13 protein-coding genes and 1 tRNA gene are annotated in these 15,636 nt (G+C 43.0%); 5 read left to right on the top strand and 9 right to left on the bottom strand.

What is annotated here, in order from left to right; translation table 11 throughout:
- Positions 1 to 113: 113 nt before the first annotated feature.
- The 9 genes from glmS to LG34_RS14615 all read right to left on the bottom strand — a co-directional run bounded on the left by glmS (position 114) and on the right by LG34_RS14615 (position 12,384).
- The gene (glmS, locus tag LG34_RS14655; RefSeq protein WP_109216725.1) at positions 114 to 1,952 is read right to left on the bottom strand and encodes a glutamine--fructose-6-phosphate transaminase (isomerizing); all 1,839 of its coding nucleotides are present in this window, start codon (positions 1,950 to 1,952) and stop codon (positions 114 to 116) included.
- Between the two features lie 130 nt (positions 1,953 to 2,082).
- Positions 2,083 to 3,357 carry a S41 family peptidase gene (locus LG34_RS14650; RefSeq protein WP_109216724.1) on the bottom strand — a complete coding sequence of 425 codons (1,275 nt, stop codon included), beginning with the start codon at positions 3,355 to 3,357 and terminating at the stop codon, positions 2,083 to 2,085.
- A 244-nt stretch (positions 3,358 to 3,601) separates the two neighbouring features.
- Entirely contained in the window at positions 3,602 to 4,510 is a 909-nt protein-coding gene (gene ftsX / locus LG34_RS14645; RefSeq protein WP_109216723.1) for a permease-like cell division protein FtsX, read from the bottom strand.
- The gene (gene ftsE, locus LG34_RS14640) at positions 4,500 to 5,186 is read right to left on the bottom strand and encodes a cell division ATP-binding protein FtsE (protein WP_109216722.1); all 687 of its coding nucleotides are present in this window, start codon (positions 5,184 to 5,186) and stop codon (positions 4,500 to 4,502) included. Before ftsE ends, ftsX begins: the two co-directional genes overlap by 11 nt.
- A 144-nt stretch (positions 5,187 to 5,330) precedes the next feature.
- Positions 5,331 to 6,413 carry a PucR family transcriptional regulator gene (locus LG34_RS14635; RefSeq protein WP_109216721.1) on the bottom strand — a complete coding sequence of 361 codons (1,083 nt, stop codon included), beginning with the start codon at positions 6,411 to 6,413 and terminating at the stop codon, positions 5,331 to 5,333.
- Positions 6,414 to 6,577: 164 nt separating this feature from the next.
- On the bottom strand, positions 6,578 to 7,456 hold the full coding sequence (locus LG34_RS14630; RefSeq protein WP_109216720.1) for a YitT family protein: 879 nt from the start codon (positions 7,454 to 7,456) through the stop codon (positions 6,578 to 6,580).
- 118 nt (positions 7,457 to 7,574) lie between these two features.
- Positions 7,575 to 8,261 (bottom strand): WecB/TagA/CpsF family glycosyltransferase, encoded by a 687-nt coding sequence (locus tag LG34_RS14625; RefSeq protein WP_109216719.1) that lies wholly within the window; start codon positions 8,259 to 8,261, stop codon positions 7,575 to 7,577.
- Positions 8,262 to 8,592: 331 nt separating this feature from the next.
- Positions 8,593 to 9,576 (bottom strand): SH3 domain-containing protein, encoded by a 984-nt coding sequence (locus tag LG34_RS14620; protein WP_109216718.1) that lies wholly within the window; start codon positions 9,574 to 9,576, stop codon positions 8,593 to 8,595.
- Positions 9,577 to 9,816: 240 nt separating this feature from the next.
- Positions 9,817 to 12,384 carry a transglycosylase domain-containing protein gene (locus LG34_RS14615; RefSeq protein WP_109216717.1) on the bottom strand — a complete coding sequence of 856 codons (2,568 nt, stop codon included), beginning with the start codon at positions 12,382 to 12,384 and terminating at the stop codon, positions 9,817 to 9,819.
- A 287-nt stretch (positions 12,385 to 12,671) separates the two neighbouring features.
- Between LG34_RS14615 and LG34_RS14610 the strand changes: the two genes are divergently transcribed.
- From LG34_RS14610 to LG34_RS14590, 5 genes are all read left to right on the top strand, one after another.
- On the top strand, positions 12,672 to 13,313 hold the full coding sequence (locus tag LG34_RS14610) for a YigZ family protein (protein WP_109216716.1): 642 nt from the start codon (positions 12,672 to 12,674) through the stop codon (positions 13,311 to 13,313).
- Between the two features lie 185 nt (positions 13,314 to 13,498).
- Positions 13,499 to 13,570 (top strand) — tRNA-Gln (locus LG34_RS14605).
- 130 nt (positions 13,571 to 13,700) lie between these two features.
- Positions 13,701 to 14,405, top strand: coding sequence for an acyl-[acyl-carrier-protein] thioesterase (locus tag LG34_RS14600; RefSeq protein ID WP_109216715.1), 705 nt, complete (start codon positions 13,701 to 13,703; stop codon positions 14,403 to 14,405).
- 143 nt (positions 14,406 to 14,548) lie between these two features.
- Complete coding sequence (locus tag LG34_RS14595; RefSeq protein ID WP_109216714.1) at positions 14,549 to 15,382, top strand: CvfB family protein; 834 nt, start codon at positions 14,549 to 14,551, stop codon at positions 15,380 to 15,382.
- 17 nt (positions 15,383 to 15,399) lie between these two features.
- On the top strand, positions 15,400 to 15,636 hold a 237-nt coding region (locus LG34_RS14590; protein WP_347486824.1), incomplete at its 3' end, for an acyltransferase family protein.

Here is a 15,636-nt window from a genome sequence, read left to right as displayed (position 1 = left end):
TACTCACCACTTGCAGAAGTGGGAGTCTCAACTCAGACTGAGATAAAACAAACCCGGATACGAAATCTTCCGCATCCGGGCTTGCTGAAATCTTTCTGGTCTTTTGAATCTGTTTACTCTACTGTTACAGATTTTGCAAGGTTTCTCGGTTTATCTACATCCAGACCTTTTGCTACGCTGACATAATATCCCAGTAACTGTAACGGAATGATTGCCAGACTGGTTGCAAAATGCGGATCTGTCTTCGGTACATAAACAGAGAAATCTGCGGTATCTTCGATACCATAGTTGCCATATGTGGTCAGTCCCATCAGATATGCGCCACGGCTTTTTACCTCTACCATATTGCTGATGGTTTTCTCATATAGGTTGCTCTGGGTCAATACACCAACAACCAGTGTGTTGTCCTCGATCAGACTGATGGTTCCATGTTTTAACTCACCTGCTGCATATGCCTCAGAGTGAATGTAGCTGATCTCTTTCATCTTCAGGCTGCCTTCCAGACTGATGGCATAATCCAGACCACGTCCCAGGAAGAACATATCTTTTGCGTTTGCATATTTGCTTGCAAACCACTGAATACGCTCTTTGTCATCCAGAATCTTCTGAATTTTGGCAGGAAGCTCATTTAACTCTGCGATCATCTTTGCACAATCTTCTTCACTGAGCAGACCTTTTACCTGCGCCAGACGCATTGCAAACAAATACATCGCGATCAGCTGTGTGCTGTAAGCTTTTGTTGTTGCTACAGAGATCTCCGGTCCTGCGTAAGTGTACAGAGTATGATCACTCTCACGGGCAATGCTGGAGCCTACTACGTTTACAACGCCAAGAACAGCTACGCCTTTCTCTTTTGCCAGACGAAGAGCTGCCAGACTATCTGCGGTCTCTCCGGACTGTGAAATGATGACAACCAGTGAATTTTTCACCAGAATCGGATTACGATAACGGAACTCGGACGCGATGTCAATCTCAACCGGAACCTGTGTCATATCTTCCAGTACATATTTTGCTGCCATAGCTACATGATAAGCAGAACCGCAGCCTACGATATAAACACGCTCAATATTTGCCAGCTCTTCATCCTTCAGACCAATCTCAGAGAAATCAACAGCATTGTCTTTTACATATGCGCCAATCGTATCCTGAACGGCTCTCGGCTGCTCATGGATCTCTTTTAACATAAAATGCTCATAACCGCCTTTTTCTGCTGCCTCAGCATCCCATTTGATCTGAACCATTTCTTTTTCGATTTCTTCTTCATCCATGTTGAAGAAATGAATCTCGTCTTTTGTCAGCTCTGCGATCTCCAGATTGTCGATGTAATATACATTACGTGTCTGATCTAAGATCGCCGGTACATCAGAACCGATCAGTGTACCATGCTCGCTCTTTCCAATGATCAACGGGCTGTCTTTTCTTGCTGCAAAAATCTTGTTCGGGCAGTCTTTGAACATAACACCGAATGCATAAGAACCTCTGATGTGAAGCATTGCTGTCGCAATTGCAGTCAACGGTGACTCTGTCTTTTTGTAATAATAATCAATCAATTTTACAGCTACTTCTGTATCTGTCTCAGAATAGAATGTATAGCCACGTTTTACTAATTTCTCTTTCAGTTCCTGAAAGTTTTCAATAATTCCATTATGAACCAGAACAACGTTTTTATCATCAGAGCAATGCGGATGTGCATTGTTCTCAGACGGCTCACCGTGTGTTGCCCAACGTGTATGTCCGATACCGCTGGTACCGATTACAGAATGTCCGTCATCTGTTTTCTCGATCAGGGTACGTAAACGACCTTTGGCTTTTACTACTTCAACATTTCCGTTGGACTCATCACGAACACAGATACCGGCTGAATCATAACCACGGTATTCCAGTTTTGAAAGTCCTGCAAGTAAGATCGGTGCTGCCTGCTGCTCACCGATATATCCTACGATTCCACACATATGACTGTTTCTCCTTATCTTTCCATTTTTCTTCTATGCAAACTGCACATTTCATTTTATAGTTGTTGTTTCAACATTTTAAGTTGTTTTTTCAATAATAGTTACCGTCTTGTATCATACCATACTATACTTATTGTTGCAATACATCCAGTGCTTTTTGAATCTGATTATCGTATTCTTCGCTATATTTTGCATCCTCCGGACCGGTAAATTCGTATTCAATCTCCACATCCGGCTGGATACCAATGCCCTGTATGCAGGTTCCGTTTGGTGTAAAGTAACGGCTGGTTGTCAGTTTGAAAGCACTTCCATCTTTCAGAGACAGAATCGACTGCACAACACCTTTTCCATAAGTTGTAGTTCCGATAATCGTGCCCGCTTTTCGATCCTGGATCGCACCTGCAAAAATCTCCGATGCACTGGCACTATTTCCATTTACAAGAACCGCCAACGGCAGATCCAATGATTTATCATCTGTAGAATTATAATCCTGACGGTTTCCATCTTTATCTTCGGTATAGACTAACAGGCCTTCCGGCAAAATATCATCCAGCATACTGCATACGGAAGTGAGCATACCGCCCGGATTGGAACGCAGATCGACGATCAGCGCGGTCATACCTTCCTGCTGTAATTCAGACAGTGCATCCTCAAACTGCTCTACCGTATGTTCGGTAAACTCTGTTACCTGTATGTATCCGGTCTGGTTTTCCAACATCTTCTGGGTAACCGTGGGAAGCACCAGATTTTTTCTGGTAATGTCAAATTCCAGATAATCTGATTCTCCGGATCGTGCGATCACCAGATGCACCTGTGTACCTTCTTCTCCACGGACATGTGTGATAAACTCGCTCAGATCTGTGGACGCTGCCTCATAAGAATCTGCGGAAACGATCACATCGCCTTCCTGTAATCCACTCTCCTGCGCCGGTGAACCATCATACACATGCATAACCGTAACAACCTTTGTGTCTGCATCCTGCTGCAGACTTGCTCCGATTCCGCAATAAGTACCGGATACATTGGTATCATACAACTGTTGTGCTTCCTCTGCCGTATAATACTGGGAATAGACATCCAGATTGTCAAACAATCCTGCATACAGTCCTTCCTGCAGAGTACCCGTATCTACATCCTCATAATAATTCGACTGAATATAAGCTGCCAGTGTCTGAAGTTTTTTTGAAGTCGTGCGGTCTAACAGTCCAGTTCTGCTTACCGAAACACCAGAAACATACTCATACACACCAAAAATAACAACAGAGAGAAGTGCCATTACAATGACCCCGGCAAAAAATCCCTTTCCAAACCCGTTTTGTTTCTTCTTACGCTTCTTTTTTCCTGATTTTGTTTCGAAAGATTCCTCTGGCTCTTCCACCACAAAATCTCGTTCTTCCTGATTCATTGTCAAATCTCCTTTATTTTTTTCTAAAATCAGCAGAAGCGCCGGCACTTTCGGTTATCATTCCGAAACGTGCCGCCGCCAATATTAATCCCACCATATTAGTGCTGCGATTTGTCTGGATGTTTTTTCATCATCAAATCTCCTATTTTTCTGCTATATTATATGATATAAACTGCTATTTATATCAATTATTTCCATCTTCAGCACTGATTCAAAAATTGCTATTTTTTGCATCTCACATATCTTATACATTGATGTGCTTTCTTACGGTTACACGACTGCCAATGTATCCGATTCCAACGCCAAGGATCAGACCAACCGGTAATAAGATCTGGAATACAGTATCTACCGGAAGGAACGTCAGCAGGTTGTTCAAGAATCCAAAACGATTTGCAACATATTCAATAATTCTTCCATACATAGCATGAAGAATGATCAGCGGAATAGCTGCTCCGATCAGGCCGATCAGAATACCCTCCACGATAAACGGCGCCCGGACGAAATAATCCGTCGCTCCGATGACCTTCATAATACCAATTTCTTCTTTTCGAACAGCGATACCGGTACGAACCGTATTACTGATCAGGAATACGGCAACGCAGATCAGAATCAGGATAATAACCGCAGATACAATACTTACCAGTCGGTTAAAATCAGTCAATGTATTTGCAACCATCTCTGACTGACGGACTCTGCTGACATGATCTAAGCCTTCCAGATAAGATACCAGACTGCTCTGCTGCGAAATGTCCTCCATATAGATCTCATAGTTGGATTCTCCTGCCAGCGGGTTATCTGTACCAAAACTTGCTGCCGCTGCCTCATCACCGTCAAAATACTCTAATTTGTATTCTTCCCATGCTTCCTCGGCAGAAACATAATTGAAACTGGATACTTCCGATCTCATTGCGATTTCCTGACCAATGGCATCGATCTGATCCTGTGTCGTACCATCATCGAAGAATACGGTGATTGCTACGCCGGACTCCACATCTTTGACTACATGCTGGAAGTTAATTACGATAGAATAAAACATACCAAACATGAAAATACATGCCGCCATCGTTGCGATGGACGCAATGGAAAACATTTTATTTGTCCATATATTTTTGATACCTTGTTTGATGGTGTATCCAAATGTACTAATTTTCATCTTCTTCACCGCCCATCTGTACATCACTGACTACATGTCCCTGCTGCAGTGTGATGACACGTTTCTTCATTGCCTCAACGATCTCCATGTTATGGCTGACTACCAGAACGGTTGTGCCACGTTTGTTGATCTCGTCTAATAATTTCATGATCTCCCATGCATTATTTGCATCCAGGTTACCGGTCGGCTCATCTGCCAGAAGAATCTTCGGCTCATTGATCAGCGCTCTTGCAATTGCCACACGCTGCTGCTCTCCACCGGATAACTGGTTTGGTTTGGATTTATATTTTGCTGCCAGACCTACCAGAGAAAGCATTTTCGGTACTTTTTCTTTGATAGAACGCGCCGGTGCAGAGATGATCCGCTGCGCAAATGCCACATTCTCGTATACATTACGGTCTTTTAACAGACGGAAATCCTGAAACACACATCCGATATTTCTGCGGAAACGCGGAACCTGCCGGCGCGGAATCTCAGAAAGGATCTTGTCATTTATGATAATGGATCCGGAAGTAGGCTCCAGTTCTTTTAACAACAATTTGATCAGTGTTGATTTTCCTGATCCACTGTCACCTACTACGAATACAAATTCGCCTTCTTCAATCTGAATATTTACATCAGCAAGTGCCGGGACGCCTTCCACGTATGACTTGCTTACGTCTTTTAAAGTAATCATTTTATCCTCCTTCGAAATCACTTCAAACCATACTTCAACTTATCTGTTTCCAACTCTATTTGACAGAAAAACTTCATTTTTCCTGTCAGGCAAAAAAAGGGGCACGAACGCTTTCACCATCTGTGCCCCCAAACACTTAGCAATTTAATAATCTAATGTTTCCATATATTTCATGTATTTTACAACCATTAATGCAATCTTGAATGTGATCGCATCCTCGAACACACGAAGATCCAGTCCCGTGCTCTTCTGTAACTTATCCAGTCTGTATACCAGTGTATTTCTGTGAATGTACAACTGTCTTGATGTCTCAGACACATTCAGGCTGTTCTCAAAGAATTTATTGATGGTTGTCAATGTCTCCTCGTCAAAGTCATCCGGAGATTTGCCACCGAAGATTTCTTTGATAAACATTTTACAAAGTGGAATAGGAAGCTGATAGATCAGACGACCGATTCCCAGTGCAGAGTACGCAATAATGTTGCGATCCTCGAAGAAGATCTTTCCAACATCCAGTGCCATACGTGCTTCTTTGTAAGAACGGGATACTTCTTTGATCTCTCCCACCACAGTACCGTATGCGATATGCACCTCTGCATCACCTTTGAACAGACCAAGAATTACTTCCGCGGTCTTATCCAGATCCTGATTGCTGTCCATCTCGTCTACTTCTTTGACAACAATGATATTTTTCTCATCTACTGCCGTAACAAAATCCCGGTTCTTGCCCTCAAAGATACTGCGTACCTTCTCAAGCTCATTTCCCTCTTTGTCACGGTTGGTCTCTATAATATATACCACTCTGCGCACATCAGTTTCAATATGCAGTTTTTTGGCACGATTGTAAATATCTACCAGAAGCAGGTTATCCAACAGCAGGTTCTTGATAAAATTGTCTTTATCAAATCGTTCCTTATATGCAACCAGCAGATTCTGAATCTGGAAACTTGCGATCTGTCCAACCATGTAAACATCATCACTGTCGCCGTTTGCCAGCAATACATACTCTAACTGGTGCTCATCAAACACCTTAAAGAAATGACATCCTGATACTACCTGACTGTCGGCAGGCGAATCTACCAGTGCCATCGCCGGACTGACATACCGATCTGCCTCGGAAAATGTCGTTGCCAGGATCTTGCCTTCCGTATCAATGATACACAAATCTATCCTTGTTATATTTTTTAATCCATCAATTGTATTCTGCAATATCTGATTTGAAATCATAATGAAAAGCCCCCCTGTACACTTCCTTATACAACATTCACAATAACTAATTCTCTTTTTCGCGTATATTTTTACTGTGCATCCTTATTTTAAGACAAAACACCCAAAAAAGTAAAGAGGAAATGCAATTTTTTTTATGCATTTCCCCATATTTCACACTTTTTTTAGATTTTCTCCGAATACGACTGGAATCCTTCTCCCCATACCTCTCTTGCATCGCATATAATCAGAAAAGCTTTCGGATCAATTTCCATAACGGTCTCCTTCAACCAGACGATCTGCTTGCGGGATACCACACACAATAGCATACATTTTTCCTGTTTTGTATACATGCCCTTCGCCTGAATACCAGTCACACCACGATCCATCTCCGACAGGATCACATCAGAAATTTTCTGCGTCTCGTCAGACAGGATATAAACCGCACGTGACACGTCCAGACCTTCCAGCGTGATATCGGACACTTTTGTGGCAACGGCGATAGAAAAAATCGCATACAATCCACTTTTCCATCCAAACAGATACAAACCACTCACCACGATCAGCGCATCAATGATCTGAATCAGGCGTACCACGGAAAACTGTTTCCATTTGCTGTGGATCAATACTGCCAGCATATCCGTTCCACCGGTGGTGCAGTTTGCCCGGAGCACCAGACCGATTCCAAGTCCCATCAGGCAGCCTCCAAGGATCGTGCCAATGACGAAATCATTTTCTGCCATATCAATTGGCGGAATGATCACTAACCATACAGACAGCAACACCATTGCAAGAAAGGATTTTCCGACAAATTCTTTTCCTTTCTTGATATATGCCGCAATAAAGATCGGCACATTTAATACAAAAGAGGTTACTCCCAGTGGGATTCCCCCTGCAACGATCCAGGATGTCAGCGCCTTGATAATGATTGACAAACCGGAAAATCCTCCGGTAACCATATCCAGCGGATCATAAATACATTTGACCGGCAAAGCCGTCAGACCTGATCCGATAATGATCAGCAGCAGATCCTGAACTGTTTTTTTACCAGCTAACTGTTTCATAACACTTCCCCCTTATCTGAATTTTAATGCCCCTGCAGTCTGTCAACTGCCAAAGGAACAAAAATATCTCAGTGAAAAACATTTCTCCACTGAGATAAAAACTACGCAAATTTTACGATCAATCTGTTTTTTCCTCTGATTCATAAGACTGGATCTGACGCTTCATCTTATGGCGCGCCAGCAGTTTTTTACAGATTCCCACTGATTTCTTCTTTCCATTGACGAAGGTATTCTCGCTTCCCACGCCAAACCAGAGCCGCGCATTCAGCATCTGTCTGTGCTCTGCCAGAAATTTTTCCTGGCGTGGAGTGGATAGCATGGAAAAAATCATATGTGGCGATACCGCATTGATTTCATTGACGATCTGTTCTGCATCCTCACCTGCTTCTTCCCAGACTGCATCACCACAGACATACGGCGCATTTCCAAAGGAATTTTCCAGAAATTCACAAAGGGTATCCATCTGCGTCCGTGTCTCATACAGCAGATATACACTGTGTTTCGCCCGGATCACCCCTCGCAGAGTCTCGGAGGCAAACCGGTGCTCCCGCGCCTCATCCAGCCACTTTCTGGATGTCACCCCAAGTTCCATCAGGATTTCCTTATCCGAAGGGATCACCAGATCCATATCCTCCAGACATTGTCTGACCTGTTCATCCTCTCCTGCCGTCACCACCGTTTTCATAGAAACGGTTTCCACCGCATGAAGTCCTTCTGATGCAAGATAATGTTCGATTTTATGAAGTGCTTCCCGCAGGCTGCAGATATCGATCCGCACTCCTGCCAGTTCTTTTCTACTACTCATTTTGTCCCATTTCTTTTATACTTATTCGCAGTGATTTCACACATTTTTTCTGTGTCAAATCATCCTTTTTATTTATAATTACCAATCAGAAATCAAATCTCCATTGAATCTTTATACAATAATTGTTCCCATCCGTCAAGTATATTCCCTCTGCCAAACAAAATGAATGATAAAAAAAGTCAAACTTTCTTAATAAAATAACAAAAAGAGGATCTGATTTCCACGTACCTTCAGATCCTCTTTCTGACCGTTATAAACAAGGTTATGCACATTATCCACAAAATCCGATCATTCTGTCCAAATTATGCCAAACCTCTGTATTTTATCCGAATTATCCTAACACTCTGCGGACTGCAAGAATATTTGTATAAGTTGCCGGTGAAATTTTAATTCCATCACTTGGATTGCTTGCATGGATGATCTGACCGCCGCCAATATATAATGCAACATGTCCGCTATAGCAGATGATATCGCCCGGCTGTGCTTCGGAATAACTTATGCCACGTCCTACACTGCGTAATGCAGATGAAGAATGTGGAAGGGAAATTCCATAGTGTGCATATACCTGCATTACAAATCCGGAACAGTCTACACCGTTTGTCAGGCTTGTACCGCCCCATACATACGGATTACCAAGGAACTGGCTCGCATAGCTGATCACGGAGCTTCCGGAACTGCTCTGTGCACTCTCTACTTCCGGTTTTTCTGCATACTGATAAGTATCTGCTACCTCTGCATATTCTGTGGAAATATATCCCTCACCGTCAGAAGTCTCAACTTTTACCCATCCCGGTGTCTGCTCATCAGTAACCGTAAGCTGTTCGTCCTGTCCTGCTAAAGTTACGACGGAAGCATCTGTGCTTGCTTCGCTTCTTACTTTTAAAGTCTCTGTCTCCACGGTAGCTGTTCTTGTTTTAACAGAATCCAGTAATGCCTGATCTCCAACAGTTAAATATTCTGCTTTGATATATCCGCTGATAGAACCGGATGTGATCTGGTACCATCCATCTTCTGTACCAGTAACAGTTGCTACCGCATTGTTTTTCATAATACCAACGATCTCACTGTCTGTGGTTGCTTCCTTGCGGATATTGATATAACTGTCTGTCTGTGTCACACCAAGATTTGCAGCTGCTGTCTGCTCTGCGGTATCTGCCTGTGCAACAAGAAGTGAAACTCCTGAAGCCGGTGCTGCAGTGGTACTGATTGCTGCTGTATTATCTGTCTCTGCTGCCTGTGCACTTCCTGCTCCCATGGTCAGTACTAAGGTGCTTAATAATAAACAGGCTGCAAATTTTCTATTTCTGGTTCTCATATTGTCCTCCGTATGTTCCATACTATTTTTTATTGTTACTTTTTATCTCAATTATTACAAAATTGTTACATTCAACATGTCCGATTATAACAAATCAGTATCATAGTGTCAATATAAGTTTCCGTTCTCAACGTTCATTTCACTGTTTTTTCACCTTATTTTTACAAATTCAGAACTTATTCGCAGGCAAAAAAAAGAACACAGAATTGTAACATTTTCTGTGTTCTTTCTTAATTTGTTTTAATGTGATGCATTTTGCGTATTCTGCGTACCGGACGTGTTAGAATATGTCTGGGCATCCTGTCCACTGTGATTCGGTGTCAACGCATCGATCAACGGCTGTAACAGTCCATGGCTTGTATGAACATCACATACCTTCGTCGGCATTGCATCTTCCCCGGACGCATCTTTTACATAAGTTTTTTTCACCTTGCTGCTTTCCGGGCAATATTCTCCTGCAAGCAATCCGGAATCCTTACAGATCACCGCAGTCTCATGCAGATCACATTTTTCCTCCGGTTCGGTTCCATCCGCAAAATATTCCGTCACGGTCTTGGAGCAGACACCCGGGATTGCAATCTTGCCAGAGGTTGCACACACGGTATATTCCTGCACATCATCCGGCATCTCAAAATCTTTGTATTCCAGTCCTTCGTGAAGTTGTCCCATAATACGGTTCCACAGGATCTTCGGATATTTGGTAGATTCCAGTTCTGAGTAATCGTCATAACCGCCCCATACCACACAGGTGTAATATGGCGTAAAACCTGCAAACCAGGCGTCACGGGCTGCTTCCGTCGTTCCTGCTGTACCGGTTTTTCCGGCAATCGGCATGGTACCAAAATCTGCCAGTTTTCCGGTTCCGTATTTTACAACATCTTCCATGGCTGAGGTCAGCAGATATGCGGTACTGTCCTTGATCACAGTGTGTGTCTTCGGAGTCTTGTCCAGAAGAACATTTCCATCCTGATCCAATATCTTCGTATACAATACCGGTTCCTTATATTTTCCGCCATTCGGAATAACTTCAAAAGCTGCTGCCAGCTCCAGATTGCTGACTGCACCGACACCAAGTGGCAATGATTCCACAATATCGTCCTTTGTCAGCGTAGATATACCAAATTTCTTTACCATCTCATAGCCGGTCTTTGGTGTGATATCTTCCACCGTCTTGATCGCCACTACGTTGACGGAATCCTGAATCGCCTCCCGGATGCTCGTATAGCCACGATACTTGCCATCTGCATTGTGTACGGTCTGACCGGATGAATATGTGATCGGTTCATCCAGTACCGCTGTTGCCAGCGTGTATTTTCCACTGTCCAATGCCGGAGCGTAAGCACTCAGGATCTTAAAGGTAGAACCAGGCTGTCTCGTCACCCCGGAAGCTCTGTTTAACGTCTTACTTGCCGTCTTTTCACCTCTGCCGCCAACCAGGGCCTTCACCTGACCGGTGCTCTGATCGATGATCGTTACCGATGTCTGCGGCTGCACGGTAAATGTCACATTTTCCCCAAGCACGGTTCCCCCAGCACTGATCATGGCTTCCCGGTACTCATCAATCGCATCCTGTGCAGATGATTCACTCTTATAATTCAGATCATAGGTTTCGTACTTCTTCTTATAATAAGAAAGCAGATTCTGCTCACTGTAATGTTCCACAGAACCATCCGTCTTTTGAACGGATAATGCATAGGAAAAAGAAACTTTTTTGGCAATATCAGAATAATTACTGTCATCATTTACCTGATCATCACAAATCTTCTGGATTTTCGGATCCTGTGTCGAATAAATGGTCAGACCACCGCTGTACAGTGCTTTATATGCCTGCGCTTCCGAATAATCTAATTCATCCTGCAGATCCTGTACCACTTCTTCTGTCAGGGAATCTACAAAATAAGATGTGATATTGGTATCACTGCTCTGCCACTTGGTATTGTTATCCTGAATCCGGTCGTATACCGGATCTTCCAGTGCCTCCTGATACTCATTCTCATCAATATACCCCTGCTCTTTCATATTTAAAAGAACTTTCTCACGCCGGGCTGCATTGTCCTCCGGATGAGAAATCGGGTTGTATTTGGACGGATTTTGGGTAATTCCTGCAATTACTGCGCACTCTGACAACGTCAGCTCTGAGACATCTTTTCCAAAATAACGTCTGGATGCTGCCTGCACGCCTAACGTATTCTGTCCCAGATTGATGGTATTCAGATAATTTTCCATGATCCAGTCTTTGGAAACTTTCTTTTCCAGCTGTACTGCCAGATATTGTTCCTGCAGTTTTCGCTCAATACGCTGTGAGGAATCCTCTGTCGTCCATCCCTCAAACACATTATTTTTCAACAGCTGCTGTGTGATCGTGCTGGCTCCTTCTGTGAGATGTCCGGTGGTCAGTCCCTTTGCAACTGCCCGGGCTATTCCCCTCAGGTCAATGCCGTTGTGATCATAAAAACGCTCATCTTCGATTGCCACAAATGCATGCTGCAGATCCACCGGAATCTCATCCAATGTCACATAGACTCGATTGGAACCGGTTCCAACAAGCTGCGCGGTCACATTTCCGTCTGCATCCAGAACTGTGGACATATATCCGGAAGGTGTCGCATCAATCTCATTAATATCCGGTGCTTCTGCAATTATTTTTTCCACAAAACGATAGCCCTGATAACCGACATATCCAAGTCCGGAAACAAACAACAGCAGCACGATCAGTAACGTCAGCGAAGAAAGCTTCCTGCGCATGACCGTTCCACGGGAGGTCAGCTCCCATTTTCTGCGCGCAGCATTTTTTCTGCCATAATTCATAGATTCCCTCCATTCAAGAATGCCCTCATCATTCTTGCTGCTCACCGCCGCTAAAGACAGGAGCCTTTTCTTATCTAATACAATTCTTCTCTGTTAAACGAAAAGTCAAACAACTATATTGCTTATAATACCATTAATGCGATATACTGTCTACATTAGATGTGGATACCTCGCATCTGGCAAAAATATAAAAACAATATAATTGTAAAAACAACGATCTTTAAAAATCAATTTTTCAAAAATAAAAATCCTATTGATTTGTAGATTCATATATAGAAAGGAACATCATGAGTTATAAAGTATTATATCAGGCCGGTCAGGATGAAATCGAAGAAAAAAAATCCCGTTTCATCGCACACACGCTCCCGGTCACCTCGGAAGAAGAAGCAGTTGCCTTCTTAAATAAGATAAAAAAGGAATATTGGGATGCACGTCACAACTGTCATGCCTATACCATCGGGAAAAACAATGAATGTACCCGCTGCAGTGATGACGGAGAACCTTCCGGTACTGCCGGTCGTCCGATTCTGGATGTACTGCTCCGGGAAGGGATTCACAACTGCATCGTTGTTGTCACCCGATATTTTGGCGGCACTCTGCTTGGCACCGGTGGACTGGTGCGGGCGTATCAGGCAGCTACTCAGGCAGGACTTGCTGCAAGTACCATCATTGAAAAGCAGTTCGGGCACAAATTACATGTCACTACAGATTATAATGGCATTGGAAAACTGCAATATCTGGTAGCACAGAACCAGATTTTTACATTGGATACCCAATATGCCGATAATGTTACCCTTGATCTGATGGTTCCCGAGGAAAAATTCAAGGATTTTTGTGTTCAGATCACGGAAGCAACCAGTGGACGCGCTATCATGGATTCCGAAGATTTAGAGGAATTCGGTATTGTTGACGGTGAAATCATTTTTTAATTGATATTTTTCTTTCATTTTACATTTATTTTTAAAATGTCAGATTATTATCAAAAATAAGTTAAAAATTCAAACGTAGTTTTTTCAAAAAAGGGGTTGCAATCCTTGGAAACTTGCCCTATAATAACACTTGTCGACAGGACATGAGGCAAACACCTCAAAGCAAAGCCTTCGGCAACAAGTAATGGCCCATCGCCAAATGGTAAGGCAACGGACTCTGACTCCGTCATTTCAAGGTTCGAATCCTTGTGGGCCAGTTATCAGAAAGCACCATGTAAATGGTGCTTTTTTGTTTAGCAGGAAATTTCATATAATTTCCTGGCATTTCTTTTTTTAACAAAACTGCGGTCGATCCGCTATCCTGTATTTTTAAGGAGGACGATTTTCATGTATCAGTTTAAAAGCCGCGTCAGATTCAGTGAGGTAGACAGTCACCTCAATATGACACTGCCATCCATTATCAACTATTTTCAGGATTGCAGTACTTTCCACTCCGATTCTATCGGACAGGGTATCGAAGTCATGATGGAACAGGGATATGCCTGGATTCTTTCTTCCTGGCAGATCATCATCAACCGTTATCCAAGATTTGGTGAAGAAATCACGATCAGTACCTGGGCACACGGCTGGAAAGCTTTTTTCGGATACCGTAATTTCAAAATGGAGGATGCAGAGGGCAATATTCTGGCTTATTCCAACACAAACTGGATCTACATGAATATCAAAACCGGTCGCCCGGAACGGATTCCAAAGGAAGTCAGCGACCTTTATGCCTGCGAACCGGCAATTCCTATGGAAGAAGCATCCCGCAAAATTGCCCCTGTCACAGAGGGCATTAGCCTTAGCCCGATTCAGGTGCACAAATACGACATTGATTCCAACAATCATGTCAACAATGAGCGCTATGTGCCAATGGCTATGGAATGTCTGCCGGATGGTTTTATCATCCGTCAGCTTCGGGTAGAATATCGTAATTCCGCCGTATACGGCGATACGATTTATCCATTCTATCATCAGGAAGGTGATACCCTGAAAGTGTCCCTGAATGATGCGGATGGCATACCTTATGCCATTGTAGAATTTCAAAGCTGACATATATGCAGAATATATATATGTCATATTTAAAACATCTTTCTATATGATATAAGTAATGCAACGTACGTATAGAAATAAAATAAGAAATAACATATAATTATCAAAATATTTTACGCCACCAGAAAGGACGGATACACAACATGAAATTAGGAGAAAAACAGACACTTACCGTAGTAAAACAGGTAGACTTCGGCGTTTACCTTGCAGAGCAGCAGGATGACGAAACCCGCGTACTGCTCCCGGCAAAACAGGTTCCGGAAGGAACAAAGCTGCACGACAAACTGGAAGTCTTCTTATATAAAGACTCCAAGGATCGTCTGATTGCCACTACAAATGAGCCAAAACTGACACTGGGCGGTTTTGCCGTTCTGAAAGTTGTTCAGGTAACACAGATCGGCGCATTCCTTGACTGGGGACTGGAAAAAGATCTTTTGCTTCCTTTTAAAGAACAGCTTCGTAAGGTCAGAGAAGGCGACGAAGTACTTGTTACTCTTTATATAGATAAAAGTAATCGTCTCTGTGCCACCATGGAAGGTATTTACCATCTGCTCTCCACTGATTCTCCATACAAAAAGGGAGACACGGTAACCGGTCGTGTATACGAATTCAGTGACAACTTCGGTACCTTCGTCGCAGTAGATGACAAATATTCTGCCCGCATCCCGGGATTTGAGAACACTACTGCATTAAAGATCGGTGATATCATCGAAGCAAACGTCACAAACCGCAAACCGGATGGAAAACTGGATCTGACCATTCGCGCAAAAGCTTATGTTCAGATGAACAAAGATGCTGAAGATGTATTAAGAATCATTGATGAGTACGGCGGAGTCCTTCCATTTAATGACAAAGCTTCACCGGAGATTATCAAACGCGAAGCTCACATGAGTAAAAACGCATTTAAGCGTGCCGTAGGACATCTTTACAAAGAACGTCTGATTGAATTTACAGATAAAGGAATCCGACGGGTATAATGAATCCGACGGGTATAATGAATCAATCAAATAACAGACCTGTAGAAAAATACAGTCTGGATCTGTGTAAATTTATCATGGCATTCGCAGTCATTGCAATTCACACGGATCCACTGGTTGACTGCAGCAATACTGCCATGTCCAGAATCGGATACCTGTTTCTGTCCATGGCAGTTCCATTTTTCTTCCTTGCCTCCGGATATTTGCTGGCAGCCAAATTGCTGTTCCCATTTTCCAGACAGGAAGACCTTTCA

The organism is Eubacterium ramulus, assembly GCF_003122485.1.
Taxonomy (GTDB): Bacteria; Bacillota; Clostridia; order Lachnospirales; family Lachnospiraceae; genus Eubacterium_I; species Eubacterium_I ramulus_A.
The sequence above is the reverse complement of the archived record's forward strand: the minus strand, read 5'-3'. Positions and strand labels throughout refer to the sequence as shown.